This is a genomic window from Pseudomonas sp. GD03842, from assembly GCF_029841165.1.
In the GTDB taxonomy this organism is placed as follows: domain Bacteria; phylum Pseudomonadota; class Gammaproteobacteria; order Pseudomonadales; family Pseudomonadaceae; genus Aquipseudomonas.
The window spans coordinates 62,667-87,654 of sequence record NZ_JAOCEA010000014.1 but is presented as its reverse complement, the minus strand read 5'-3'; the positions used below and the strand labels follow the sequence as shown (position 1 = coordinate 87,654).

The 24,988-nt window shown below is 60.2% G+C and carries 24 protein-coding genes and 1 riboswitch; of the genes, 13 read left to right on the top strand and 11 right to left on the bottom strand.

The window, feature by feature from the left end; translation table 11 throughout:
* Positions 1 to 5 precede the first annotated feature (5 nt).
* The 5 genes from lepA to rpoE all read right to left on the bottom strand — a co-directional run bounded on the left by lepA (position 6) and on the right by rpoE (position 5,883).
* A complete protein-coding gene (gene lepA / locus N5D61_RS19680; RefSeq protein WP_108239336.1) occupies positions 6 to 1,802 on the bottom strand; it encodes a translation elongation factor 4 in 1,797 nt (598 codons plus the stop codon).
* A gap of 166 nt (positions 1,803 to 1,968) precedes the next feature.
* Positions 1,969 to 3,393 carry a DegQ family serine endoprotease gene (locus N5D61_RS19675; protein WP_177411099.1) on the bottom strand — a complete coding sequence of 475 codons (1,425 nt, stop codon included), beginning with the start codon at positions 3,391 to 3,393 and terminating at the stop codon, positions 1,969 to 1,971.
* Positions 3,394 to 3,713: 320 nt separating this feature from the next.
* Positions 3,714 to 4,676 carry a MucB/RseB C-terminal domain-containing protein gene (locus N5D61_RS19670; protein WP_279893909.1) on the bottom strand — a complete coding sequence of 321 codons (963 nt, stop codon included), beginning with the start codon at positions 4,674 to 4,676 and terminating at the stop codon, positions 3,714 to 3,716.
* Positions 4,677 to 4,684: 8 nt separating this feature from the next.
* Complete coding sequence (locus N5D61_RS19665; protein WP_108239333.1) at positions 4,685 to 5,269, bottom strand: RseA family anti-sigma factor; 585 nt, start codon at positions 5,267 to 5,269, stop codon at positions 4,685 to 4,687.
* A gap of 32 nt (positions 5,270 to 5,301) precedes the next feature.
* Positions 5,302 to 5,883 (bottom strand): RNA polymerase sigma factor RpoE, encoded by a 582-nt coding sequence (gene rpoE / locus N5D61_RS19660; RefSeq protein ID WP_037014368.1) that lies wholly within the window; start codon positions 5,881 to 5,883, stop codon positions 5,302 to 5,304.
* Between the two features lie 498 nt (positions 5,884 to 6,381).
* Here rpoE and nadB point away from each other — a divergent pair, with 498 nt between their 5' ends.
* Positions 6,382 to 7,998 carry an L-aspartate oxidase gene (gene nadB, locus N5D61_RS19655; protein WP_108239332.1) on the top strand — a complete coding sequence of 539 codons (1,617 nt, stop codon included), beginning with the start codon at positions 6,382 to 6,384 and terminating at the stop codon, positions 7,996 to 7,998.
* Here the strand turns inward: nadB and N5D61_RS19650 are convergent.
* Together N5D61_RS19650 and N5D61_RS19645 are read right to left on the bottom strand one after the other, a co-directional pair.
* On the bottom strand, positions 7,967 to 8,428 hold the full coding sequence (locus N5D61_RS19650; protein ID WP_279893908.1) for a protein YgfX: 462 nt from the start codon (positions 8,426 to 8,428) through the stop codon (positions 7,967 to 7,969). The two genes, nadB and N5D61_RS19650, sit on opposite strands and share 32 nt — an antisense overlap.
* The gene (locus N5D61_RS19645; protein ID WP_108239330.1) at positions 8,412 to 8,666 is read right to left on the bottom strand and encodes a succinate dehydrogenase assembly factor 2; all 255 of its coding nucleotides are present in this window, start codon (positions 8,664 to 8,666) and stop codon (positions 8,412 to 8,414) included. Before N5D61_RS19645 ends, N5D61_RS19650 begins: the two co-directional genes overlap by 17 nt.
* A gap of 168 nt (positions 8,667 to 8,834) precedes the next feature.
* Here N5D61_RS19645 and N5D61_RS19640 point away from each other — a divergent pair, with 168 nt between their 5' ends.
* On the top strand, positions 8,835 to 9,776 hold the full coding sequence (locus N5D61_RS19640) for a folate-binding protein YgfZ (RefSeq protein ID WP_279893907.1): 942 nt from the start codon (positions 8,835 to 8,837) through the stop codon (positions 9,774 to 9,776).
* A gap of 69 nt (positions 9,777 to 9,845) precedes the next feature.
* Entirely contained in the window at positions 9,846 to 10,667 is an 822-nt protein-coding gene (locus tag N5D61_RS19635; RefSeq protein WP_279893906.1) for an HDOD domain-containing protein, read from the top strand.
* 68 nt (positions 10,668 to 10,735) lie between these two features.
* On the opposite strand, the gene N5D61_RS19630 is transcribed toward N5D61_RS19635, so the two are convergent.
* Both N5D61_RS19630 and N5D61_RS19625 read right to left on the bottom strand, forming a co-directional pair.
* A complete protein-coding gene (locus tag N5D61_RS19630) occupies positions 10,736 to 12,151 on the bottom strand; it encodes a sensor histidine kinase (RefSeq protein ID WP_279893905.1) in 1,416 nt (471 codons plus the stop codon).
* Positions 12,144 to 12,815 carry a response regulator gene (locus tag N5D61_RS19625; RefSeq protein ID WP_108239326.1) on the bottom strand — a complete coding sequence of 224 codons (672 nt, stop codon included), beginning with the start codon at positions 12,813 to 12,815 and terminating at the stop codon, positions 12,144 to 12,146. Before N5D61_RS19625 ends, N5D61_RS19630 begins: the two co-directional genes overlap by 8 nt.
* Positions 12,816 to 13,278: 463 nt before the next feature.
* On the opposite strand from N5D61_RS19625, the gene N5D61_RS19620 reads away from it, so the two are divergent.
* The 4 genes from N5D61_RS19620 to N5D61_RS19605 all read left to right on the top strand — a co-directional run bounded on the left by N5D61_RS19620 (position 13,279) and on the right by N5D61_RS19605 (position 17,345).
* A complete protein-coding gene (locus N5D61_RS19620; RefSeq protein WP_177411098.1) occupies positions 13,279 to 14,265 on the top strand; it encodes a tripartite tricarboxylate transporter substrate binding protein in 987 nt (328 codons plus the stop codon).
* 78 nt (positions 14,266 to 14,343) lie between these two features.
* Entirely contained in the window at positions 14,344 to 14,802 is a 459-nt protein-coding gene (locus N5D61_RS19615) for a tripartite tricarboxylate transporter TctB family protein (protein WP_108239324.1), read from the top strand.
* Position 14,803: 1 nt separating this feature from the next.
* On the top strand, positions 14,804 to 16,318 hold the full coding sequence (locus N5D61_RS19610) for a tripartite tricarboxylate transporter permease (RefSeq protein ID WP_108239323.1): 1,515 nt from the start codon (positions 14,804 to 14,806) through the stop codon (positions 16,316 to 16,318).
* Positions 16,311 to 17,345: an AbrB family transcriptional regulator gene (locus N5D61_RS19605; RefSeq protein WP_279893904.1), complete on the top strand. Its 1,035-nt coding sequence runs from the start codon at positions 16,311 to 16,313 to the stop codon at positions 17,343 to 17,345. Before N5D61_RS19610 ends, N5D61_RS19605 begins: the two co-directional genes overlap by 8 nt.
* Before the next feature lie 388 nt (positions 17,346 to 17,733).
* Here N5D61_RS19605 and ung read toward each other — a convergent pair whose 3' ends face one another.
* Complete coding sequence (gene ung / locus N5D61_RS19600; RefSeq protein WP_108239321.1) at positions 17,734 to 18,429, bottom strand: uracil-DNA glycosylase; 696 nt, start codon at positions 18,427 to 18,429, stop codon at positions 17,734 to 17,736.
* Positions 18,430 to 18,599: 170 nt separating this feature from the next.
* On the opposite strand from ung, the gene N5D61_RS19595 reads away from it, so the two are divergent.
* Positions 18,600 to 19,712: an enoyl-CoA hydratase/isomerase family protein gene (locus N5D61_RS19595; RefSeq protein WP_279893903.1), complete on the top strand. Its 1,113-nt coding sequence runs from the start codon at positions 18,600 to 18,602 to the stop codon at positions 19,710 to 19,712.
* A gap of 93 nt (positions 19,713 to 19,805) precedes the next feature.
* Here N5D61_RS19595 and N5D61_RS19590 read toward each other — a convergent pair whose 3' ends face one another.
* Complete coding sequence (locus N5D61_RS19590; RefSeq protein ID WP_108239319.1) at positions 19,806 to 20,330, bottom strand: hypothetical protein; 525 nt, start codon at positions 20,328 to 20,330, stop codon at positions 19,806 to 19,808.
* Positions 20,331 to 20,750: 420 nt separating this feature from the next.
* Positions 20,751 to 20,855: riboswitch (guanidine-I (ykkC/yxkD leader) on the top strand.
* Positions 20,856 to 20,913: 58 nt separating this feature from the next.
* Here N5D61_RS19590 and N5D61_RS19585 point away from each other — a divergent pair.
* From N5D61_RS19585 to N5D61_RS19565, 5 genes are read left to right on the top strand one after another with little or no spacing between them, the layout of a single operon-like run.
* A complete protein-coding gene (locus N5D61_RS19585; protein ID WP_279893902.1) occupies positions 20,914 to 21,981 on the top strand; it encodes a putative urea ABC transporter substrate-binding protein in 1,068 nt (355 codons plus the stop codon).
* A gap of 27 nt (positions 21,982 to 22,008) precedes the next feature.
* The gene (locus N5D61_RS19580) at positions 22,009 to 22,824 is read left to right on the top strand and encodes an ABC transporter permease (protein ID WP_108239317.1); all 816 of its coding nucleotides are present in this window, start codon (positions 22,009 to 22,011) and stop codon (positions 22,822 to 22,824) included.
* On the top strand, positions 22,821 to 23,585 hold the full coding sequence (locus N5D61_RS19575; protein WP_279893901.1) for an ABC transporter ATP-binding protein: 765 nt from the start codon (positions 22,821 to 22,823) through the stop codon (positions 23,583 to 23,585). The genes N5D61_RS19580 and N5D61_RS19575 overlap by 4 nt, the downstream gene beginning before the upstream one ends.
* Before the next feature lie 11 nt (positions 23,586 to 23,596).
* Positions 23,597 to 24,322: an urea amidolyase associated protein UAAP1 gene (locus N5D61_RS19570; RefSeq protein WP_279893900.1), complete on the top strand. Its 726-nt coding sequence runs from the start codon at positions 23,597 to 23,599 to the stop codon at positions 24,320 to 24,322.
* 11 nt (positions 24,323 to 24,333) lie between these two features.
* Positions 24,334 to 24,969 (top strand): urea amidolyase associated protein UAAP2, encoded by a 636-nt coding sequence (locus tag N5D61_RS19565; protein ID WP_279893899.1) that lies wholly within the window; start codon positions 24,334 to 24,336, stop codon positions 24,967 to 24,969.
* Positions 24,970 to 24,988 lie beyond the last annotated feature (19 nt).

The window sequence follows — 24,988 nt, the reverse complement described above, 5'->3', positions numbered from 1 at the left end:
CCTGTTTATTCCAACCTGAGCACAGCGAGGAAGGCGTCTTGTGGAATCTCCACGTTACCGACCTGCTTCATGCGTTTCTTACCGGCCTTCTGCTTCTCGAGCAGTTTTTTCTTACGGCTTACGTCACCGCCGTAACATTTGGCCAGTACGTTCTTTCTGAGCGCCTTGACAGTGGTACGCGCGATAATCTGGCCACCAATGGCAGCCTGGATTGCCACGTCGAACATCTGACGAGGAATCAGTTCTTTCATCTTCTCGGTCAACGCTCGACCTTTATAGGCAGCGTTATCCCGGTGCACGATCAGCGCCAGGGCGTCGACCTTGTCACCGTTGATCAATACGTCCAGCTTCACCAGATTCGCTGACTGGTAACGATCGAAATGATAGTCCAGCGAGGCGTAGCCTCGGCTGGTGGACTTCAGTCGATCGAAGAAGTCCAACACCACTTCGTTCATCGGCAGATCGTAGCTGACCTGCACCTGGCCACCCAGGAACTGCATGTCTCGCTGGACGCCACGCTTCTCGATGCACAGGGTAATGACGTTACCCAAGTGTTCTTGAGGCACAAGAATGTTCGCCCGCACGATCGGCTCGCGCATGTCTTCGACGGCGGAAATATCCGGCAGCTTGGACGGGTTGTCGACGTAGATGGTTTCACCGGTTTTGAGCAACAGCTCGAAGATTACCGTCGGCGCGGTGGTGATCAGGTCCAGATCATACTCACGCTCCAGACGCTCCTGAATGATCTCCATGTGCAACATGCCCAGGAAACCGCATCGGAAACCGAAGCCCAGTGCGTCTGAGCTTTCCGGCAGGTACTGGAGGGAAGAATCGTTCAAGGTGAGCTTCTGCAGCGCGTCACGGAAATCTTCGAAATCATCGGAGCTGACCGGGAACAGGCCTGCGTAGACCTGAGGCTGGATCTTTTTGAAACCAGGCAGCACCTCGACCTCGGGGGTCGAAGACAGGGTCAGGGTGTCCCCCACTGGCGCGCCATGAATGTCCTTGATGCTGGCGATGATGAAGCCCACTTCGCCCGCCTTCAGGTCGGCGGTGGCAGTGTGCTTGGGGGTGAAGACGCCCACGCTGTCGACCAGGTGAACCTTGCCGGTGGACTTGACCAGAATCTTGTCACCCTTCTTGACGCGTCCGTGGCGCACACGCACCAAAGACACGACGCCCAGGTAATTGTCGAACCAGGAGTCAATGATCAATGCCTGCAAAGGCGCTTCGATATCGCCGGTCGGGGCCGGAATGGTATGAACCAGGCGCTCCAGAACCTCGTCGACGCCCATTCCGCTTTTCGCGCTGCATGCCACGGCATCGGTCGCGTCGATGCCGATGATTTTCTCGATTTCTTCCTTGACGCGCTCGGGCTCGGCCTGGGGCAGGTCCATCTTGTTCAGGACCGGCATGACCTCCAGACCCTGCTCGATGGCGGTATAGCAGTTGGCGACGGATTGCGCTTCCACGCCCTGACCAGCGTCCACCACCAGCAGCGCACCTTCGCAGGCAGCCAGCGAACGGCTGACTTCATAGGTGAAGTCTACGTGGCCGGGGGTGTCGATGAAATTGAGCTGATAGGTGTTTCCGTCCTTCGCCTTGTAGTGAAGGGTGACGCTGTGAGCCTTGATCGTGATCCCGCGTTCGCGTTCCAGGTCCATGGAATCAAGCACTTGGGCTTCCATTTCGCGCTCGCTCAGACCACCGCACATCTGGATGAAACGGTCAGCCAGCGTCGACTTGCCATGGTCAATGTGGGCGATGATGGAGAAATTGCGGATATGACTCAAATCACTCACGGATCAACACTCGAAAAAGGGTGCAGGCAGGCTGCCCGCCAAAAATAGCCGGGAATTGTACCTGAAGGAACAGCGGGGCGTCACGCTCGCGCGCGAGGCCTGGCAACCGATGGTCCGACCGGCACAAAAAAGGAGCGGACTGGCCGCTCCTCTCCCGTCTGGCGGCTTATTCCGCGAGTTTGAAGGTGATGAATGTGGCACGACCCTGACGCAGGACGCGCATAGAGACCGAACGGTTTTTCGGCAGGCCTTTGGCCACTTCGGTGAACTGTTTGGCCGAGGTAATGGCCTGATTGTTCAAATGGGTGATCACATCGCCGGTCTGCAAGCCGATCAGCGACGCCGGGCCATCCTGCACATCCTTGATGACCACACCGCCCTTGAGGTCCAGCGACTTCATTTGCTCTGCGCTGAGGTCGGTCACAGAAACGCCCAGACGGTTGCTGCTGCGCTCGACACCCGAGTCGGTAGCGCCCATTTCTTCGCCCTCTGCGGGCAACGCCCCCACGGTCACGGTCAGCTTCTGGCGCTTGCCGTCACGGATCACTTCAAGCTCGGCCTTGCTGCCGTCCTTGAGGTTGCCGATCAAGTGAGGAAGATCGGCAGACATGACGATAGGCGTGCCGTTGGCGCTGAGAATCACGTCACCGACCTGCAGGCCGCCCTTGGCTGCCGGACCGTCTTCCAGAACCTGTGCGACCAGCGCGCCCGCCGGCTTGTCGAGCCCGAACGACTCGGCCAGATCCTTGTTCACTTCCTGGATGACGACGCCTAGCCAGCCACGATTGACCTTGCCATTGGCCTTGAGTTGATTGGCGACGTCCATGGCCACATCGATCGGGATAGCGAACGACAGGCCCATGAAGCCACCGGAGCGGGTGAAGATCTGCGAGTTGATACCCACCACTTCACCTGCCATGTTGAACAGCGGCCCGCCCGAGTTGCCCGGGTTGATCGCCACGTCGGTCTGAATGAACGGCACGTAAGTATCGTTCGGCAGGCTGCGGCCTTTGGCGCTGACGATGCCTTTGGTGACCGAGTGGTCAAAACCGAACGGCGAGCCGATCGCCAGCACCCACTCGCCCACTTTCAACTTGTCGGAATTGCCAAGCTTGACGGTTGGAAGGTCCTTGCCGTCGATCTTGAGCACCGCGACGTCGGTGCGCGGATCAGTGCCGATGAGCTTGGCTTTCATTTCGCTGCGATCAGACAGGCGTACGAGGATCTCGTCAGCCCCATCGATCACATGGTTGTTGGTCAGGATGAAGCCATCCGCAGAAATGATGAAACCCGAGCCCAGAGACTGCGCTTCACGCTGGCGATCGCCCTTGCCCGGGGAACGCGAACCTGGCGGCATGCTGCGTTCGAGGAATTCGCGCAGCATCGGCGGCAACCCTTCGAGGTCGGGCATCTGACCCTGTGCGACAGAACGATCTGGCAATTTCTGGCGAGTACTGATGTTTACGACGGCGGGAGACGCCTGTTCCACAAGCGTCGTGAAGTCCGGCAGGGCTTCGGCCTGCGCAGTGAGGACCTGACCGAGCATGAGCACGGCAGCCATCCAGGACAAATAAGTTTTCAAACGTGGTATCGACATACGGCTCCCGTTCACAACGAGCATGTTTAAGCGGTACGAACCGACAGGTTCGAGGAGCATCCATCAAACGCAATACTGCGTTTGCTTGCACCGCCCTTGGCCAGTTTTACGCTCATCCAGCTTTCTGAATGCTGAAAACAATAAAGGCCAGAGGTGCGAGGCTCTGACCTATAGAAAAAAAAGGATGCGTTTGCAACCTGCAAACCTCACGAAACATTTCAATTTTCTGCTCGAGGCCCGCATTCTCTGGCTTGAAAAGCCGAAGCGCCCAATATGAAACCTTTTTCATAGTGAGCGCTCCCTCCGCAACCCGATTATTTCTTCGCCGCAGGCGCGGCTGCATCGTTGCGCATCGACAGCGCGACGCGCTCTGCAGTACCGATCGGGATTTCGCCCACGACCGTCACCATCGCATCCCCTTTGGGCGTCGAAAGACGACGGGACACCGCCACCGTAGGGCCCAACTGAGTGCGAATATCCGTTGCATCCGATCCGCTGACCGGTTCGATGAACACAGAGAAACGGGCAAGACCATCGTCGTACATCAGATTGGTCACCAACGCTTTGGAATCAGGATCCCGGCGCGCTGCCGCGCTACTCAGCTCGAAGCCAGGGGGCAACCAATCGGAACGCCATGCAACCTGTTGCTTCTGCGGCTCAGACTTGCCCTTGGCGACCGAGACAGGCTTACAGTCAGCGCTAGGCTCGAGCATTTGATCGGTGGGGGCATCCGTCTGAAGATCAGTGAACTGAAAGCGCTCCAGCAACTGCCCCTTGTCACTGAGCAACAGCGACTTGAGCGGCAGACCGGTGTCTTTGTCCAGGTGCAGTTCCATTCCGTAGCGATGCTGATCCTTTGGAATCAACGTAACCACGGTTGCCGGACGCCCTGCCACCCGAGAGGTGCCGGCGACCTTGATGTCATACCAAGCCGATAACTTACTCGCATCGAAAGCATGGGCAGGTGAATCGGGGAGATTGGAGACGCCCGCTTCCAAGGTGCCGCTGACGCATTGGGTCACCCCATCGACACGCAGGACTTCCAGGGCGGAACCGTCGAGTTGAAGAAGATGTTCACGAACCTTGCCGTCGGCGACGCGATGCCAGATTCGATGAGTGGAGAAGCTTCCATTGCGTTCGTAGACGAAAGTGCCTTGGAAGCTCTGCTTCTGCTCAGCCAGCGCAAGACGTTTGAGATGGTCTTGCGCATCATCGGCATGAGCTGGAAGGACCAGCCATCCACCAAGCAGAAGCGGCACTAGAGGGATGGCGCGCATGATCCTCCTTAACGGTTTTCCAGACTGGCAGCACGTGCGTAGGGCAGCGCGCTTTCAGTGCCTTTCATCGCAGCTTGCTGAGCATGTTGACGCAGGTACCCTGGCAGACGCTGGTCCCCGGCCTGGTTTTGCAGCACGCCGCTGGCCATTGGGCCAGGCGCCGGCTCGCTCTCGGTGTAACCGGCCAGTACTGCCGGCCCTTTCACCTGAGGCATGGCGATGTTGGCAGGCTGCGCCGACTGCTGTGCCAACTGAGCACCTGCGATCTCGTCTTGATTGTACAAGCGAACGCCGGCGAGGACGGCAACGGTCACCGATGCAGCCACTGCCAAACGACCCAAGGTACGCCAAGGACCACGACCGGCCTTCAGCGGGCTGACCTCGTCGGCAATCGCGGCCGACACGGCAGCCGAGATGTCCAGGTGAGGCATGACCAGTTCTTTATGCATCGCTGCGCGAGCAATTTGATAACGCGACCACGTGGCCCGTGTCTCCGGATCGTCGATTGCATTGAGCACTCGACGCAATTCCAATTCGTCCGCTTCGTTATCCATCACCGCGGACAGCGATTCCTGCAGGGCTTCACGACTCATGGCGGTTCCTCTCTTTGGCTATCGCCGCTGTCTCAGGTTTCCTGCAACAAAGGCTGCAGGGCTTTATCAATGGCTTCCCGAGCGCGGAAGATGCGAGAGCGCACGGTACCAACCGGACATTGCATCACGCTCGCAATGTCTTCGTAACTCAGACCGTCAAACTCACGCAAAGTTAAAGCTGTACGTAAATCTTCTGGCAGTAGCTGAATGGTTCGATGGACAGTGCCCTCGATCTCATCCCTCAACAATGCACGTTCCGGCGACTCGATGTCCTTGAGGCCATGATCGCCGTCGTAGAACTCCGCGTCTTCAGATCTGACATCGCTGTCCGGCGGCCGCCGACCTCGCGACACCAGATAGTTTTTCGCCGTGTTGATGGCGATCCGGTACAGCCACGTATAAAACGCACTGTCGCCGCGGAAGTTCCCAAGTGCACGGTAAGCCTTGATAAAAGCCTCTTGCGCGACATCCTGGGCTTCATGGGTGTCGTGGACAAATCTCACGATCAACCCAAGAATCTTGTGCTGATATTTCACCACTAGCAGATCAAAGGCTCGCTTGTCGCCGCGCTGTACGCGTTCGACCAGTTGCTGATCCTCTTCCTGGGTTAGCATGAACACTCCTCATAGAGCTCAAAGGAGTGTTGCAGAGGCTGCTTCACAGACTCGCAACCATAGACTCGGGCTTTTCGCAAAAGTTCTCCCCCCTTCAAGCAAGTTTCCGGCGAACGTCGTCAGCCCGCACGAAAAACGCAGCTCGAACCAGGTCGGCTGCGTGAATAATCTTGTCGTCAAATGCGCATGCCCGGGCGTTTGAACGCCCCCGGCACAGCGCCGACGCTGTCCCTTTATCGGCAACCCTCTATTGAACGTGGGGCTTGAAGAAAAGTTCCCACATTTCAATTCAGAGCGTAAGACACGTATCAACGCATTCACGGGATCCAGATTGCGGCAGGCTCCGTTGTCGAAACCGCCGCCAAACGGCGTGCACGAGGTGGCGGAGTAGCGCACAATCCGCCTCCGCTGTGATTCACAATTGCCATAAAATCCCAGCCATTGTGCCGTTCTCCCTCTCTGGATACTAGTGGCCTTTAAGCAGCCGGAAAAACAATAATGAGTCGACATTTTCAGCATGACGTTCTGGTCATCGGCAGCGGCGCGGCAGGGTTGAGCCTCGCCCTCACCCTGCCCGACCATCTGCGCATCGCGGTATTGAGCAAAGGCGACCTGGCCAACGGCTCGACCTTTTGGGCACAAGGCGGTGTGGCAGCGGTCCTCGATAACGCCGATACGGTGCAGTCCCACGTTGAAGATACCCTCAACGCCGGTGGCGGCCTGTGCAATGAAGAGGCCGTTAGGTTCACCGTCGAGCACAGCCGAGCGGCCATTCAATGGCTGATCGACATGGGCGTTCCTTTTACCCGAGACGATTCGTCAGCCGTCGTGGATGGTGGATTCGAATTCCACCTGACCCGCGAAGGGGGCCACAGCCATCGCCGCATCATTCACGCGGCCGACGCCACCGGTGCTGCGATTTTCCGCACGTTACTAGCGCAGGCCAAAGGCAGGCCGAATATCGAGTTGCTCGAACAGCGCGTGGCGGTGGATCTGATCACCGAACGGCGGCTGGGACTGGACGGCACAGGTTGCGTGGGCGCCTATGTGCTGGATCGAAACACCGGCGAAGTCGACACCCACAGCGCACGGTTCACTGTCCTTGCTTCGGGGGGAGCCGCGAAGGTCTACCTTTATACCAGCAACCCCGATGGTGCCTGCGGCGATGGCATCGCCATGGCATGGCGCTCCGGTTGTCGCGTGGGCAACCTGGAATTCAATCAATTCCATCCCACATGCCTCTATCACCCCCAAGCCAAGAGCTTTCTGATCACCGAAGCATTGCGCGGTGAAGGAGCCTATCTGAGGCTGCCCAATGGCGAGCGCTTCATGCAGCGTTTTGACGAACGCGCGGAACTGGCGCCTCGCGACATCGTCGCGCGGGCCATCGACCATGAGATGAAGCGACTGGGCGTCGACTGTGTCTATCTGGACATCAGCCACAAGCCCGAAGCCTTCGTAAAGACGCATTTCCCAACGGTCTACGAACGCTGCCTGACCTTTGGCATCGACATCACGCGCCAGCCGATTCCGGTGGTGCCGGCAGCGCACTACACCTGTGGCGGTGTGGTGGTCGATCAGCACGGACGTACCGATGTGCCCAATCTGTACGCGATCGGCGAAACCAGCTTTACGGGGCTGCACGGTGCAAACCGCATGGCCAGCAATTCGTTGCTGGAGTGTTTCGTGTACGCCCGATCGGCCGCCGCCGACATCGTTGACCGCCTGCCCGCCGTGACCCGACGGCCCGCGTTACCGCTGTGGGACGCCAGCCAGGTGACCGACTCGGATGAAGACGTGATCATTGCGCATAACTGGGACGAGTTGCGGCGCTTCATGTGGGACTATGTCGGTATCGTTCGCACCAACAAGCGTTTGCAGCGAGCGCAGCACCGCGTGCGCTTGTTGCTGGATGAAATCGATGAGTTTTACAGCAACTACAAGGTGAGCCGCGATCTGATCGAGTTGCGCAACCTGGCCCAGGTGGCCGAGTTGATGATCGCATCGGCCATGGCGCGCAAGGAAAGTCGCGGGCTGCATTACACGTTGGACTACCCTGCGCAGCTGCCAGAAGCACTGGACACTATTCTGGTACCGCCCACCTTCTGCGGCTGAACTTCAGGCGCAATCGCAGGCGTCGGTGATCGTCCGGCGTCATGGCGTCCCACGGAATGCAGACGCTTCTGACCCACCGTCGACCTAGCCACCCTTGGTCGACCAGGCGAAACCTGATCAGCACCAGACCTGGCAATGCGACGCTGTCGGGACGCAGCTGAACCGCCTGCCACCCCCCCTGTCGGCTCCACAGGTGCCAGCCGGCACCGTCGCGACGCAAGGCCATGAAGGCCTGCTCGCTAGCGACCAGCGATGGCCAGGTTCGCAGGCCGTGAAGCAGGCACAGCAGAACGCCGACCAGTCTGGCCCATGGCGGAATGTCCAGAAAACCCAGCGAGACCAATGCCAGCCCCTGGGTGGCGAGATAGGCCGTCAGCAGCGCCTTGGAAGGCTGCCAATGGCACTCGAAACGGTCATTTCGGCTGGACACGGTCCAGAATCATGCGAACCATGCGTTGCAGCTCGGCATCTTCCGACTCGCCACGCTGCATGAACCAGACGAACATGTCCTGATCTTCACATTCCAGCAGGCGACGATAGAGCGCGCGGTCGACATCGTTTAGCGAGGGGTAGACTTCTTTGACGAACGGTACCAGCAGAACGTCCAGTTCCAGCATGCCGCGACGGCTATGCCAGAACAGACGGTTGAGTTCAATTTCTTCGACCATGGAAGGCTCCTCAAATGTGCCGGCGAGTATACAGGCGCATCGTGCCGCGGCGTACTCGCAGTTAGTCGCAGGTTTTTACGCCGCTCCAATATCAGCATTCGGATATACCCATTTCCCCCCACTGGGCACTATGATGGTGCCCCAGACTTCTATCCCCTGCGATGACTCATGGCCGACTCAGCTTTTTTCTGCCCACTCTCCCACGAAGGTGTGCTCGCCGTTCGCGGCGCGGACGCCAGCAAGTTTCTTCAAGGCCAACTGACCTGCAACATGGATTACCTGAGTGATGCCAAGGCTTCGCTCGGCGCCCGCTGCACCCAAAAGGGTCGCATGCAGTCCAGTTTCCGCATCCTGTTGGAAGGCGACGGGGTTGTGCTGGCCATGGCCCGGGAACTGATCGAGCCGCAGTTGCTCGACTTACGCAAATACGCGGTGTTTTCCAAATCGAAACTGACCGACGAAAGCAGCGCCTGGGCGCGCTTCGGCCTGAGCGATGCGGACGCCGCGCTGACCCGCTTCGGCCTGGCGCTGGCACCGGACACTGACGCCGTAGCGCGTGCCGACGGCCTGATTGCCATTCGCGTCTCCCCTTCCCGTGTCGAGCTCTGGGCCCCTGCCGAGCGGGCTGCCGACATCCAAGGCCGCCTGGCGGCCGACGTACCGGAAGGCTCGCTGAACGACTGGCTGCTGGGGCAGATCCGTGCCGGCATCGGCCAAGTGTTCCTGCAGACCCGTGAAGAATTCATCCCCCAGATGATCAACCTTCAAGCCGTTGGCGGCGTGAGCTTCAAAAAAGGCTGTTATACCGGTCAGGAAATCGTTGCGCGCATGCAATACCTGGGCAAGCTCAAGCGTCGTCAGTACCGCTTGTCGCTGGAAGGCACCGAAGTGCCGGAACCGGGCGTCGAGCTGTTCTCGCCGGTGCACGGCAGCTCGGTCGGCAACGTCGTGATGGCGGCCAAGGCAGGCTCGCACATCGAATTGCTGGCAGTGCTGCAGGCGGATGCGGTTGAAGACGGAAACGTCCACCTCGGTACGGCACAAGGCCCGAAACTGCGTCTGGACGAGCTGCCCTATACCTTGGACGCAAAGCTTGAAACGCAGCGTTGACCCCATCTTGTCTGCCCTGTGCCGCCCTGCGGCGCGGGATTGGCCTGAACGCACTTTCAGAGACCCTATATGAGCAGTATGGCTGACAAGGTGCAGACGGACCTGACCAAGGCGATCGAAAAGGACACTCTGTTTCTGCCAACGCTTCCAGAAGTCGCGATGAAAATCCGCCTTGCGGCGGAAGACTCGGAAATTAGCATTGCCGAGTTGAGCAAGGTCATCGGCAGCGACACCGCATTGTCTGCCCGGCTGATCAAAGTGGTGAACAGCCCCCTTCTGCGGCCCAATTTCGAAGTCAGCGACGTGCTGACCGCGGTACGTCGGCTGGGTGTCAATTACAGCTGCAACCTGGCGATCGGCCTGGTAGTGGAACAGATGTTCCACGCCAAGTCGGAGGTGGTCGAAACCAAGATGCGCGACATCTGGAAGCTGAGCCTGCAGGTGGCGGGCGTCGCCAATTTCCTGAGCGCGCACCGCCCACATCTGAAAGCCGACAAAGCGACGCTTGCAGGTTTGATTCACCTGATCGGGGTGCTACCGATCCTGACCTACGCGGAAGACAACTTCGAATTGCTCGCCGACCCGATCAGCCTCAATCACGTCATCGAGCGCATCCATCCGATCATCGGCGAACGACTGTTGCACTCATGGGATTTCCCGGAAGCATTGGCAATCGTGCCAAGGCAGTTTCAAAACTTCGACCGTGTTTCAGAACAAGCCGATTATGTGGATCTGGTGCAGGTCGCCACCGTGCATGTCCATGAAGCGACGGGAAGGGCCTATCCCAATCTGGACGTCATCAGGATGCCTGCGGCCAGCCAACTCGGCTTGGACATGGTGGATGGTCGGTTGATCGGGCAGATGAACGAGGCCATGACGCTGCTCTACTGAGGGCATGGCCAAGCCTTCCATTTAGCCACCAACGCATCCGCCCGCCGTGACAACGCCCACCCGCAGGCCTACGTGACCCCCGTCTCCCCGGCAGTGAAACTCACACGAACCATGAGGCCGCGCTGCGCGCCATCGTGCAGTGTGATCTGCGCCAGATGCGCTCGGCAGATTTCGCCCACGATCGCCAATCCCAAGCCTGCCCCTTGGCTTTGCTGGTTGCGCCGGTAGAAACGCTGGAACACCCGATCACGCTCGTGCAGCGGAATACCCGGCCCGTCGTCCTCCACCTCCAGCACGCAAGGCGCATACACCCGCAGGACTACGTTACCCCCAGGCGGTGTGTGCGCGAGGGCGTTGTCGACCAGGTTGCTCAGCAGTTCGTTCAGCAATGTCGGTTCGCCTTTCAGCCACACCGGCTGGTCCGCTTCCAGCGCCAGGGCAACGCCGCGTTTGTGGGCCAGGGGCGCCATGGCCATGCCCAGTTCACGGGCCAGTTGGCTGAGGTCCAGCCGTTGTGCGCCGCCTTCGGCAATGGCGCGAGCGCCGTTTTCGATACGGGCCAGAGAAAGCAACTGGTTGGCCAAGTGCGTGAGCTTATCGGTGCCAGTAGCCGCGTTCTCCAGCGTGGCGCGCCACATGGCGGGGTCCTGATCTCGCAGCCCCAGTTCCAGCCGCGCCTTGAGCGCCGCCAACGGGGTGCGTAGCTCATGGGCCGCATCAGCAATGAATTGCGCCTGGCGCTCGAACTGCAGGCGCAACCGTTCGGTAAAGTGGTTGAGCGAACTCACCAGGGGACGCAGTTCGTGCTGAACCTGAACCATGGGCAGGGAGCGCAGATCGTCGGGCTGGCGTTCTTCCACCACCGCGCTCAGGCGATCCAGCGGGCGCAGCGCGGCACTGACCGTGAACCACACCAACAACAACGCGCCGCTGCCTAACATGCCCAGGCGCAACAGCGTGTCGGCCATCAGGCTGCGCGCCATGTTCACCCGCTGCTCTTCTGTCTCGGCCACACGAACCTCGGCGATGCCGTTCATGTTCGGTTCGCTCACCGCCTTGAGCAAACTGACCACACGCACATCCTGACCTTGATAGCGCGCGCTGTAGAACTTGGCCAACGCGGGATAAGCATCGGTGCGGGGTGTCCCGGGCGGGGGCGGCGGAATGTTCTCGTAGCCTGAAATCAACTTTTGGTTGATGTCGTTGACCTGGTAATAAATCCGCCCGGCACTGTCGTAGGCAAACGTATCGAGGGCGACGTAAGGCACATCGGCACTCAAGGTGCCGTCCCGCTCCGACAAACCCGCCGCGATGGTACGTGCCGAGGCCAGCAAGGTGCGGTCGTACGCGGTGTCGGCGGCTTCCCGCCCGTTCCAGTAGGCGCTCAGCCCGCTGGCGATCATCAGCATCACCAACAGCAACCCCAGGTTCCAGAGCAGACGCCAACGCAGGCTGTTCTCCGCGGAAGGAAAAGGGTTAAGCATCACGACTTTCCAACAAGTAGCCCAGACCGCGAAATGTCACGATTGCAATGGGATGGCCGTCGAGTTTCTTGCGCAGCCGGTGAACGTAGATTTCGATGGCGTCGGCACTGGCCTCCTCGTCCAGGCCAAAGACCTGGGACGCCAGTTGCTCCTTGCTCATGACCCGTCCCGGACGGGCGATCAACGCCTCCAGTACAGACTGCTCGCGGGAGGTCAGGGCCATGGTCTCTTCGCCCAGGGTGAAGCGGCGCGTGTCCAGGTCGTAGACCAGCACACCACAACGCTGCTGACGCTCCCCCCCGAGCACACTGCGACGCAGCAGCGCCTTGACCCGCGCTTCCAGCTCGGACAACTCGAACGGCTTGGCCAGGTAATCGTCGGCGCCCAGGTTCAGGCCATGGACCCGGTCCTTCACGTCACTGCGGGCGGTCAGCATCAGCACGGGGGTGTTCTTCCCCCGCGCCCGGTGTCGGGCCAGTACATCGAAACCGTCCATGCGCGGCAGGCCGACATCGAGAATCGCTACCGCATATTCCTCGCTGCTCAACGCCAGATCGGCGGCCACGCCGTCGTGCAGAACATCCACGTTCAGGCCGCTGCTCTTGAGCGCCAGCGCGACGCTTTCAGCCAGTTGCAAATGGTCTTCGACGAGCAGGACACGCATCGGTTTCTCCCGATTGAGGCTTGGGTGGTGGCGGAGTTTACAGGCGCGGCGCCGTCTGTGAAGGCCTGGAACCCGTCGAAAACAGCCCATGCCGCGCAAAAAACCGTTAATGAAAGCTTCATGAAAGGTAGCTGAAAGGTTGATGAAAGCTTCACGGCTTAGCATTCAGTTACGACTCGTTACGATTGCGCGTTCTGCCGCTTTCTTAACCCCAGGGTCGTGACGAAAAACGCCTCGATGCGTTTTCAACAATAAAAACAATATCGGAGTCCTGAGTGATGCCATCACTGCAATCTTCGGCCACCGCGCCGTCCGAATCCCGTTCTGTTTTAAGTACACTTCGCTGCCGCGTAGCGCAGTGCATCGTCACGTCCCCGTTCCTGATCCCGGCAAGCGACTCACGCTGCCGACCCTCTGCCTGATCGACCACCGAACGCCTAAACAAAAACAACTCCGTCGGAGACTGACCATGAACCTATCGTTGCGCCGTTTCAGCGTCGCTGCCAGCTGCATGCTGGTCGCCACTCAACTCTGGGCTGCGGAGCCCAACCGTCCCGAATGCATCGCCCCGGCCTCGCCAGGCGGCGGTTTCGACCTGACGTGCAAGCTGGCACAAAGCGCGCTGGTCAACGAGAAAATCCTGACTAAACCGATGCGCGTCACCTACATGCCGGGTGGCGTGGGTGCCGTGGCCTACAACGCCGTGGTCGCTCAGCGCCCTGCGGACGCCGGCACGCTAGTGGCCTGGTCCAGCGGTTCGTTGCTGAACCTGGCGCAGGGCAAGTTCGGTCGCTTCGATGAAAGCGCAGTGCGCTGGCTCGCAGCCGTCGGCACCAGTTATGGCGCGATCGCCGTGAAATCCGACTCGCCCTACAAAACCCTGGACGACCTGGTCAAGGCACTGAAAGCCGACCCAGGCAAGGTGGTGATCGGTTCCGGCGGCACCGTCGGCAGCCAAGACTGGATGCAAACGGCCCTGATCGCCAAAGCCGCGGGCATCAACCCTCGCGACCTGCGCTACGTGGCCCTCGAAGGCGGCGGCGAAATCGCCACCGCCTTGCTTGGCGGCCACATTCAAGTGGGTTCCACCGACATCTCCGACTCCATGCCGCACATCCTGAGCGGTGACATGCGCCTGTTGGCGGTGTTCTCCGAGGAGCGCCTGGACGAGCCGGAAATGAAGAACATTCCGACGGCCAAAGAGCAGGGTTACGACATCGTTTGGCCAGTGGTTCGCGGCTTCTACCTGGGCCCGAAAGTCTCCGATGAAGACTACGAATGGTGGAAAGCGTCGTTCGACAAGCTGCTGGCTTCGGAAGACTTCGCCAAGTTGCGCGATCAACGCGAGTTGTTCCCGTTCGCCATGACCGGCCCGGAACTAGATACCTACGTGAAGAAGCAAGTCGCTCAATACAAGATGCTGGCCAAGGAATTCGGCCTGATTCAGTGATTGACCTCAACGACCGGCTCTCTATTGACTGACTGAAGGGTGCGCCGCCTGCGCGGTGGCGCCACCCGGGAGTTTTCCATGGTCTTGCAACGACTGTTTGCCTTCGTGCTGCTGTTGGCCTGTGTTGGCCTGGCACTCATGGCCTGGCCCTATCAGGCCCCGTTTTCCTATGAACCTGTCGGCCCGCGTGCGTTTCCGCTGCTGATGCTGGGCTTGATGGGCATCTCACTGCTGTACCTGCTGTTCCGTCCGACGCCCATCAAGCACTCCGAAGACGAGCCCCCGCTGGACCGTCCGACGCTGATCAAGATCAGCATTTGCATACTGTTGCTGCTGGTGTTCGCGGGGTTGTTCGAGCCGCTGGGCTTCGTCCTCAGCAGTATCCTGATCGGCATTCCCATGGCCCGGCTTTATGGTGGGCGCTGGTTGCCAAGCATCGTCATCACCACGCTGATGAGCATTTTGCTGTACGTGCTCTTCGACAAAGTGATGGATGTGCCTTTGCCTCTTGGCCTGCTCGACGTTCTGGAGAACTGATATGGATACGCTTGGTTATCTTGGCCAGGGCTTCGGCGTCGCGTTGACCCCGTACAACCTGGTGACCGCCCTTTCCGGCACTCTGATCGGCACCATCGTCGGCCTGCTTCCAGGCCTTGGGCCGATCAACGGCGTCGCGCTGCTGATCCCGATCGCGTTTGCACTGGGCCTGCCGCCTGAATCGGCATTGATCCTGCTGGCCGCCGTTTACCTGGGCTGCGAATACGGCGGGCGCATCAGCTCGATCCTGCTCAATATTCCGGGCGAGGCCTCCACCGTCATGACGGCGCTGGACGGTTATCCGATGGCCCGTCAAGGGCTGGCGGGGGTCGCCCTGTCGTTGTCGGCATGGAGTTCGTTCATCGGTGCACTGATCGCCACTTGCGGCATGGTGATGTTCGCCCCACTTCTGGCCAAATGGGCGATTGCGTTCGGGCCCGCCGAATATTTCGTCCTGATGGTCTTCGCGATCGTCTGCCTGGGTGGCATGGCGGGTGACCGGCCGCTGAAGACGTTCATCGCGGCGCTGATTGGCCTGTTCCTGTCGAGCATTGGGATCGATGCCAACAGCGGCGTGTATCGCTTCACCGGGGACAACATCCACCTGGCAGACGGCATCCAGTTCGTGGTGCTGGTCCTGGGCCTGTTCTCGATCAGCGAAATCCTGCTGTTGCTGGAGAAAACCCATCGCGGTCAGGAAGCGGTCAAGGCCACCGGGCGCATGCTGTTCAACTTCAAGGAAGCCAGCTCGGTCTTCGTGGTCAATATCCGCTGCGGCCTGATGGGCTTCATCATGGGTGTGCTCCCGGGTGCCGGTGCAACCTTGGCCAGCGCGGTTACCTACATGACCGAGAAGCGCATCGCCGGTGCGAGCGGTAAATTCGGACAAGGCGACATGCGCGGCCTGGCGGCACCTGAAACCGCCATTGGTGCAACGGCATGCGGCGCACTGGTTCCGATGCTGACCCTGGGTGTCCCAGGTTCGGGTACCACGGCGGTGATGATTGGCGCACTGTCGCTTTACAACATCACGCCCGGCCCGTTGCTGTTCCAACAGCAGCCGGACATCGTCTGGGGCCTGATCGCTTCGCTGTTCGTCGCCAACATCATGCTGGTGATCCTGAACATTCCGATGATCCGCATCTTCACCCGTATCCTGGCCGTGCCGAATTGGGCGCTGGTGCCGGTCATCGCGATCATTACGGGGATTGGTGTCTATGCCGTCCACGCCACCACCTTCGACCTGTTCCTGATGGTGGGCATCGGCATCTTCGGCTACATCCTGCGCAAGCTGGATTTCCCACTGTCACCCATCCTGCTGGGCTTCATCCTGGGCGGACTGATGGAGCAGAACCTGCGTCGCGCGCTGTCCATCTCCAACGGCTCGATGGACATCCTGTGGTCCAGCCCGATTACCCTGGGTGTGTGGGTGGTGACCCTGTTCATGCTGGTGCTGCCATTGCTGCGCATCTGGCGCAAGCGCTCGCTTCAGCGTCGCGCTCTGGCCGATGCCTGACCGCCCGTTCAGAACGTGGTGGGGAACGCCGCTGGTCGGCCTGCTGGGGGGATTCCTCGCCAGCCAGGTCGGCTGGCCCTTACCGTGGATGGTGGGCTCGTTACTCGCCATCATTCTGGTTCGCTGCCTGACCCCATGGCAGCTCGCTGAAATTCCGGGCGGTCGCAAATGCGGCCAGTGGGTGGTCGGGATCGGCATCGGTCTGCACTTCACCCCTACCGTGATCGAACAAGTCCTTTCCCATTTCGGCCTGATCTTCATCGGCGCGCTGGTGACCAGCGTTTCCAGCGTTGTTGGCGTATGGCTGATGCTGCGCACCGGCGAAGACCGCGCCACGGCATTTTTCTCCAGCATGCCCGGAGGTTCGGGTGAGATGGTCAATCTGGGGGCCCGCAACGGCGCTGTGCTCAGCAACGTGGCGGCCGGCCAGAGCCTCAGGGTCCTGGCGGTCGTGCTCTGCGTCCCGGCGATCTTCAAATACCTGATGGGCAATGGCAGCCCAGCCACCCACGCAACTTCCGTCGACTGGTCATGGCTGGCGGTGCTGTTCCCGCTCGGCGCGCTCGTCGCGTGGGGTTGGCAGCGCTTGAAGCAACCCAACCCCTGGTTATTCGGCCCGTTGCTGGTGAGCGCGATCGTGAGTATCGGTTTCGACCTGCATATCGGCCTGCCCAATGGTGGTAGCCAGATCGGCCAGTGGTTGATCGGGAGCGGACTGGGCTGTCATTTCAACCGCGCATTCTTTCGTCGCGCGCCGTCCTTCCTTGCGCGCACACTGGTGGGCACCGCGCTGACGATGAGCATTGCCGCAGTGTGCGCCTGGCTGCTCAGCCTGGCGACACACCTGGACCTGCGCTCGCTCACATTGGGGATGATGCCAGGCGGCATTGCCGAGATGAGCCTGACGGCAGAGGTGTTGCAGCTGTCGGTGCCATTGGTGACGGCCATGCAGGTGATGCGGTTGCTGTTCGTGCTGTTCCTGGCCGAGCCGCTGTTCCGGTATTGGAATCGCAAGCCGGTTCTATAACGGAACCCTTGTAGAAGCGCGCTTGCCCGCGACAGCAGGGTGTCAGCCCACAGCAGGGTGTCAGCCCACGCCTTCATTCATGACACAACGCAATCGCGGGCAAGCGCGCTCCCTACACGTCAATTGGAATCGCAAGCCGGTTCTATAACGCGCTCCTACACATCAATTGGAATCGCCAGGCGGTTCTATGACGGGACCCTTGTAGGAGCGCGCTTGCCCGCGACAGCAGGGTGTCAGCCAACGTCTTCATTCATGACACACCGCAATCGCGGGCAAGCGCGCTCCTACACATCAATTGGGATCGCCAGCCGGTTCTATAACGCGCTCCTACACGTCAATTGGAATCGCAAGCCGGTTCTATAACGCGCTCCCTACACGTCAATGCCTTTCAAACGCTCTCCGGCAGTCGCCAATCGATCGGCGTCAGCCCATTCTGTTGCAGAAACTTGTTGGCCATGCCGAAATGCCCACACCCGATGAAGCCCTTGTACGCCGACAAGGGCGATGGATGGACGGCGGTCAAGATCAGGTGCTTGGACGCATCGATGAGCTTCTTTTTGCTTTGGGCATGCGAGCCCCAGAGCAAAAACACCAAATGCGGCTGATGGGCGCTGACGGTTTCGATGATCTTGTCCGTAAAGTGCTGCCACCCCTTCCCTGCGTGAGACGCCGCGTTCGCCCGCTGCACGGTCAAGGTCGTGTTGAGCATCAGGACGCCCTGATCGGCCCAGGATTGCAGGTAGCCGTGAGGGGGGATGTCGATGTTGAGGTCGCGTTTCAACTCTTTATAGATGTTGACCAGCGATGGCGGTGCAGGCACCCCTGGCTGCACTGAAAAACACAAGCCGTGGGCCTGGCCCGGACCGTGATAGGGGTCCTGACCGAGAATGACGACTTTCACGTGGTCCAGTGGCGTCGAATTCAATGCGTTGAAGATCAGCGGGCCTGGCGGATAAATTTCCTTGCCGGCAGCATGTTCCTGGCGCAGAAACTCACGCAGTTCTCCCATATAGGGTTTTTCGAACTCTTGGCGCAGAGCCTGTTTCCAGCTGGGCTCCAGCTTGATGCGGTCGTCGTCGGTCATGGTCTTATCCGGAAAAACAATGCGCGGACTTTAGGGGCTGCGGCGAATTATTTCCAGCGCAGCACCCGGCGCCTTTCCTACACTCCAGTGCACACGACGGAGTGCAACTTCCCGCCGAGGTTCGGACTCACAGCTTTGCTGCACGTCTGCCACATGCACACGAGGTCACGATGAACTTGCAATTCGAAGAGTTGACTGCAACCGACGGAGCGCGTTTGGGGATCGCCACACTGGACGCGGAAAAGTCACTGAACGCGCTGTCCCTGCCGATGATTCTGGCTCTGCAGGATCGTCTCGATGCCTGGGCCAGCGACCCACAGATCGTTTGCGTGCTGCTCAGAGGCAACGGCGAGAAGGCTTTTTGTGCAGGCGGTGATGTGCGTGCGCTGGTGGAGGCGGGACGCAACACACCGGGGAAGGTCCCGCCCCTCGCCGGCCCATTCTTCGCCGCGGAATACCGGCTGGACTACGCACTGCACACCTACCCCAAACCGCTCATTTGCTGGGGGCACGGCTACGTACTCGGCGGCGGTATGGGGCTGTTGCAGGGCGCCAGTATTCGAGTCGTCACGCCGAGCAGTCGGCTGGCAATGCCGGAGATCAGCATCGGCCTGTATCCCGATGTGGGTGCCAGCTGGTTTCTGTCCAGACTGCCCGGCAAGTTGGGGTTGTTCCTGGGGCTGACAGGGGCCCACATCAATGGCCGTGACGCATTGGACCTCGACCTGGCCGATCGCTTCCTGCTCGACGAGCAACAGGACGAAATGATCGATCGTCTGTTGCAGCTGAATTGGCAAGAACAGACAGGCGTGCAGCTCAACAGCCTGTTCAAGGCGCTGCACCGTGAGGCGCACAGCAAAATGCCTGCAGCGCAATGGTTGCCACGTCGTCAACAGATCGATGAATGGCTGGATGTGGCCGACGCCGCAAACGCGTGGGAGGCACTCAAGCAGCAACTGCACGCGCAGGACGCGCTGATCGCCAAAGCCGCCAAAACCCTGACCGAAGGCTGCCCGCTGACGGCCAGGCTGGTGTGGGAGCAGATCCGACGGGCTCGGCACCTGTCATTGGCCGAGGTATTCCAGATGGAATACACGATGAGCCTCAATTGCTGTCGTCACCCGGAATTTGCCGAAGGTGTCCGCGCCAGATTGATCGACAAGGATCATCACCCCCACTGGCATTGGCAGGACGTGGCAAAAATTCCATCAGCAGTGGTCGAGGCCCATTTCGAAAAGGTGTGGGAAGGCCGACATCCGCTGGCAGATCTGTCGGGGTATTGATACGGAAACGGATGAAACGCGAAAGGACAGGTCCAGGCCAGGCAAATGCTCTAAACGAAAACGGCGCTCCTCAGAGCGCCGAACGGTCATGTGTCAGCGATTTCCACCGCCTGGCCCGCCGTGACCACCGCGGCCGAAGTTGCCGTCCTGGCGAAAGTTTCCTCCCGGAGGTCTGCCCGGGGGTCCGCCCGGACGGCCACCGGGACCACCATTCCAGCCATGACCGGGGCCACCAGGGCGAGGACCTGGCCCGGGTGGCGGCCTGTAACCGGAGCCGCCCCCATTCCAATAACCGCCACCGTAGCCAGGCCGAGGCCCGCCATAGCCCGGACGAGGTCCGCCGTAACCGGGGCGAGGCCCGTAATAACGAGGTGGCGGCGCGTAATACCGAGGCGGTGAATAGTAACGGGGCGCCGAGTAATAGCGTGGCGAGGCGTAGTAGACCGATGAGCCATAAACCCCGGGCGCCCCATAGGTGCGATAGCCGTCGTACACATATCCGCTGCTGTAGCCACTGCTATAGACCGGCTGCGTATAGGTCTCCGATTCGTAATAGCCTCCGTAACATCCTGCCAGAGACAAGGTCATCAATACGGTGAGCAAGCTTCGTCGATACATGGCGGCCTCCTGGACCGCGGTGGCGCTCGAACCAGCGGCGCTGGTCGGCGTCCTCCAACACAAGTGAGAGGACAAACTTTAAGACAGTAAAAAGAACACCGGGTGCCTCATTGGCTGAATGATCGGACGAAGTGTCATATAACTATCAATCAAGCAAAACATTGTAAAAAAACAATACAAAATCAAACGATGCCACAGTTATTGGATTTAACGATGCTCTGCCAGCGAGTTGAGGAGGCAATGGGACGCACGCCTGACGCACTGTTAAGAGGCGCAGCGCACCAGTCGAATGCAGACGGCCAATCGATGTCATCCTAATCAGCGACGCAGCCCTTGAAAACCGGCGAGCTGCGAGGTTGGCACGTCTCTCGCTTGGCAGTTGCCGTGCAGGAGCATTTCAGGTTCGCGGCACCACAATTTGCAATAGCCGACTAGGGTTCCGGCCTGTTCGAACGAGCAGGTGGCTGGTCCGAGAGTCGGCGACCTCCAGTAGAGGTTACACGGCGGGATAAAAGCCCGGGAGACAGGACACCAGTGGTGTCGCCGTGCTCCTGCCCGCCCTTTTCGCTACTGGAGGTTATTCATGCACAAGTCCCGTCTGGTCCGTTTGCTCACCGCGAGCGCCTTTGCTGTTATCAGCCTGTCGGCCGTCGCCGCCCCGAAAAAAGATTTCAACGTCTGCTGGACTATCTATGCGGGCTGGATGCCGTGGGAATACGCAGGCACTCAGGGAATCGTCGACAAGTGGGCCAAGAAATACGGCATCACGGTCAAAGTCACCCAGCTCAACGACTACGTCGAATCGATCAACCAGTACACCGCTGGCCAGTTCGATGGTTGCACCATGACCAACATGGACGCGCTGACCATTCCGGCCGCCGGTGGCGTAGAAAGCACGGCCTTGGTGGTCAGCGATTTCTCCAATGGCAATGACGGCATCGTGCTCAAAGGAGAAGGCAAGAAGGTCGCCGACCTCAAGGGCATGGACGTCAATCTGGTAGAGCTGTCCGTTTCCCACTACCTGCTGGCCCGCGCGCTGGACTCGGTGGACCTGACCGAAAAAGACCTGAAAGTCGTCAACACCTCCGACGCCGATATCGCGGCAGCGTTCGACACGCCGCAGGTCAAGGCCGTCACGACCTGGAACCCGATGCTCTCGGAGATCAAAGCCAAGCCTGGCGTCACCGAGGTGTTCGACTCCAGCAAGATCCCGGGCGAGATCATGGACATGATGGTGGTCAACACGCAGACCCTCAAGGACAACCCTGCATTGGGCAAAGCGCTGACCGGCGCCTGGTTCGAAGTCGTGGCTCTGATGAATGCGAAGAATGCCCAGGCCGAGGAAGCGCTGGAGCACATGGCGAAAGCTTCAGGGACCGATCTGGCCGGGTTCCAGTCGCAACTGGACACCACCAAACTGTTCGCCACCCCGCAAGAGGCGCTGACCTTCGCCACCAGCAAGGAACTGCAAACGACGATGCGCAAGGTCGCGGACTTCTCGTTCGAGCACGGCCTGCTCGGCGAAGGTGCAAAGGATTCCAGCGCCGTGGGCATGACCTTCGCCAATAACGCGACCGAGGGCGACAAGGGCAACCTCAAGTTGCACTTCGACCCGAGCTACGTGCAGATGGCTGCTGACGGCAAGTTGTAAATATTGGCTTCATACAGGTATTTACAGATGCGCCTAATTAACCGCCGTCCGGACGGTGCCAGCCGCCTGATCCTGGTGATCCTGCCGTTCGCCCTGTTGCTGTTTGCGTACTTCACGGGTTCGGCAACACGGCTGACGGAAAACCCCAACGACAAGCTGCTGCCCAGCGCGGTGCAAATGACGGAAGCGATCAAACGTGTGGCGGTCGTTCCGGATACACGCACCGGTGAGTACCTGCTCTGGCAGGACACCGCCTCCAGCCTGCAACGCTTGGGCGTCGGCCTGGCCATCAGTGCCGTCGTCGGGCTTTGCCTGGGCATCGCTTCGGGCGTGCTGCCGTTGTTCGGGGCGCCACTGTCACCGCTGCTGACGGTGCTGTCGATGGTGCCACCGTTGGCTATCCTGCCCATTCTGTTCATCGTCTTCGGGCTGGGCGAGTTGTCGAAAGTGATGCTGATCGTCATTGGCATCACCCCCGTGCTGGCCCGAGACCTGGAGCAGCGGGCCCGGGAAATACCCGTTGAGTTGCTGATCAAGGCGCAGACCCTGGGCGCCTCGACCTGGACGCTGATTCTTCGGGTGGTCTTGCCGCAACTGCTGCCGCGGCTGTTGATTTCGCTGCGTCTGGTGCTGGGGTCGGCGTGGTTGTTCCTGATTGCGGCCGAGGCCATCGCGTCCACGGACGGTCTGGGTTATCGGATCTTCCTGGTTCGTCGGTACCTGGCGATGGACGTGATTGTCCCCTACGTCGTGTGGATCACCCTCCTCGCCTGGCTGATGGATTGGGGCCTCAAGGCGCTGACCCGCAAAGCCTTTCCCTGGTACGAGGGGGCGCGGCCATGAGCTTCATTTCGGTCAAAAACGTCTGGCAGCAATACGGCGACCAAGTGGTCCTGGAAGGCTTGGACCTGAGCATTGCCGAAGGTGAATTCTGCACGCTGGTGGGCGCATCGGGCTGCGGTAAATCGACCTTTCTGCGCCTGTTACTGGGCCAGGAAGTACCCAGCAAGGGCCAGATCCTGCTCGATGGCCAGCCCCTGGCGAACGAACCCGATGCCAGTCGCGGCGTGGTGTTTCAGCGTTATTCGGTGTTCCCGCACCTGTCCGTGCTGAACAACGTCGCGCTGGGCCTGGAGCTGCCTCGCTCGGCGTTCCTCGGCCGCCTGTTCGGCAAAGCCAAGCGCGAGGCGCGGGAACAGGCGGCAGCGCTGCTGCACAAAGTCGGCCTGGGGCACGCTCTGGACAAATACCCCACCCAGCTTTCTGGCGGCATGCAACAACGCCTGGCCATCGCCCAGGCGCTGATCATGCAGCCTCGCGTGTTGCTGCTCGACGAACCGTTCGGCGCGCTGGATCCAGGCATTCGCAAGGATATGCACGCCCTGCTGCTGGAGCTGTGGCGCGAGACGCAATTGACGGTGTTCATGGTCACCCACGACCTCTCCGAAGGCTTCAACCTGGGCACGCGCCTGATGGTGTTCGACAAAGTCCGCCACGATCCGCATGCGCCTGGTGCTTACGGCGCCCGCATCACTTACGACATTCCCCTGAACAGCGACCGCCGCGCCGCCCGTGCGGCCCTTGAATCGCTGCAAACGGCCTGAAGGATTTCCTCATGACTGATTCCACCTCTGTATTTCCCGTATTCGCTGAAGATGTGTTACCTGGCGGCGGTCACTTGTCTTTCGTGCTCAAGCGCGGGGAGCTGCTGCGCCTCACCGACCTCAACGGCAACGCCAACGTCAGCCTGACGATGTTCAACGCCCACGAGAAAACCGAGCGTTTGAACCTGCCCGACAGCCTCAAATGCCAGCACACCGCCAAGCTCACCCGTGGCCATTGCCTGTACTCGGACATGGGCCGGGTGCTGGCGGCGATCACCGCAGACACCTGTGGCTGGAGCGACAGCATCGGTGGCGTGTTGTGCGCCGATGAAGTGGCACAGAAATATGGCCAGGGTCGCTACCAGGAACTGCGCAACGGTTTTTTCCGCAACGGCGCCGACAACCTGCTGGTGGAAATGGGCAAATGGGGCCTGGGCCTGCCTGACCTGCTGATGACCCTCAACCTGTTCAGCCGGGTCGACGTCGACGATAACGGCACGCTGGCGTTCGCTGCGGATAATTCGCAAGCCGGGGATTACATCGAGCTCTACGCCCCCATGGACACGCTGGTGGTGTTGACCGCCTTGCAACACCCGATGGACCCCAACCCTGTGTACGCACCTCAGCCGGTCAAGCTGAGTTGGATGAAGGCCGACGCCAGCGTCGCCGAACACTGCCGCACGTCCCGCGAAGAAAACGTACGCGGCTTCATCAACACCGACCGACTGTTCGCCTGAGGAGGCCCGCCATGACGACTGCACCCGCCCACCACCACACGCTTGCCCCCGTGTCCATCACCCGCATTCCGGCCGGTGAGCCTTCACTGACCGAACTCAAGGCCGGGCAGACCTTGCGCCTGCTGGATCTGGAAGGCAATCAGGCCGTCGACACGCTGTTCTACAGCCTGGCCAACCCTCGCGAACGCTACGACGTGCAACGCACACTGCGTCGGCAGAACAACGTCTACCTCAGTAAAGGCAGCGTGCTGTATTCCAACCTTGGGCGCCCCATGCTGACCATCGTCGAAGACACCTGCGGGCGTCACGACACCTTAGGGGGCGCCTGTGCGCAAGAGAGCAATACCGTGCGTTACGCCCTCGAGAAACGCCATATGCACAGTTGCCGCGACAACTACCTGCGCGCCTGTGCCCACGATGGTCGCCTGGGTAAGCGCGACATCAGCCCGAACATCAACTTCTTCATGAACGTGCCAGTGACGGCCGAAGGTGGGCTGACGTTCGAGGACGGGATTTCCGGCGCGGGCAAATACGTTGAACTGCGCGCGGAGATGGACGTGATCGTGCTGATCTCCAACTGCCCGCAATTGAACAACCCCTGCAACGGTTACAACCCGACGCCTGCCGAACTGCTGGTGTGGGATTGAGCGCCTCGCGCTGTCTGAA

Coding starts and splice junctions, on each gene's coding strand:
- N5D61_RS19670 (WP_279893909.1), bottom strand. CDS start 4,676: ATGCGCGCCATCCCTCTAGTGCCGCTTCTGCTTGGTGGATGGCTGGTC.
- N5D61_RS19665 (WP_108239333.1), bottom strand. CDS start 5,269: ATGAGTCGTGAAGCCCTGCAGGAATCGCTGTCCGCGGTGATGGATAAC.
- rpoE (WP_037014368.1), bottom strand. CDS start 5,883: ATGCTAACCCAGGAAGAGGATCAGCAACTGGTCGAACGCGTACAGCGC.
- nadB (WP_108239332.1), top strand. CDS start 6,382: ATGAGTCGACATTTTCAGCATGACGTTCTGGTCATCGGCAGCGGCGCG.
- N5D61_RS19645 (WP_108239330.1), bottom strand. CDS start 8,666: ATGGTCGAAGAAATTGAACTCAACCGTCTGTTCTGGCATAGCCGTCGC.
- N5D61_RS19640 (WP_279893907.1), top strand. CDS start 8,835: ATGGCCGACTCAGCTTTTTTCTGCCCACTCTCCCACGAAGGTGTGCTC.
- N5D61_RS19635 (WP_279893906.1), top strand. CDS start 9,846: ATGAGCAGTATGGCTGACAAGGTGCAGACGGACCTGACCAAGGCGATC.
- N5D61_RS19630 (WP_279893905.1), bottom strand. CDS start 12,151: ATGCTTAACCCTTTTCCTTCCGCGGAGAACAGCCTGCGTTGGCGTCTG.
- N5D61_RS19625 (WP_108239326.1), bottom strand. CDS start 12,815: ATGCGTGTCCTGCTCGTCGAAGACCATTTGCAACTGGCTGAAAGCGTC.
- N5D61_RS19615 (WP_108239324.1), top strand. CDS start 14,344: ATGGTCTTGCAACGACTGTTTGCCTTCGTGCTGCTGTTGGCCTGTGTT.
- N5D61_RS19610 (WP_108239323.1), top strand. CDS start 14,804: ATGGATACGCTTGGTTATCTTGGCCAGGGCTTCGGCGTCGCGTTGACC.
- N5D61_RS19605 (WP_279893904.1), top strand. CDS start 16,311: ATGCCTGACCGCCCGTTCAGAACGTGGTGGGGAACGCCGCTGGTCGGC.
- ung (WP_108239321.1), bottom strand. CDS start 18,429: ATGACCGACGACGACCGCATCAAGCTGGAGCCCAGCTGGAAACAGGCT.
- N5D61_RS19595 (WP_279893903.1), top strand. CDS start 18,600: ATGAACTTGCAATTCGAAGAGTTGACTGCAACCGACGGAGCGCGTTTG.
- N5D61_RS19590 (WP_108239319.1), bottom strand. CDS start 20,330: ATGTATCGACGAAGCTTGCTCACCGTATTGATGACCTTGTCTCTGGCA.
- N5D61_RS19585 (WP_279893902.1), top strand. CDS start 20,914: ATGCACAAGTCCCGTCTGGTCCGTTTGCTCACCGCGAGCGCCTTTGCT.
- N5D61_RS19580 (WP_108239317.1), top strand. CDS start 22,009: ATGCGCCTAATTAACCGCCGTCCGGACGGTGCCAGCCGCCTGATCCTG.
- N5D61_RS19575 (WP_279893901.1), top strand. CDS start 22,821: ATGAGCTTCATTTCGGTCAAAAACGTCTGGCAGCAATACGGCGACCAA.
- N5D61_RS19570 (WP_279893900.1), top strand. CDS start 23,597: ATGACTGATTCCACCTCTGTATTTCCCGTATTCGCTGAAGATGTGTTA.
- N5D61_RS19565 (WP_279893899.1), top strand. CDS start 24,334: ATGACGACTGCACCCGCCCACCACCACACGCTTGCCCCCGTGTCCATC.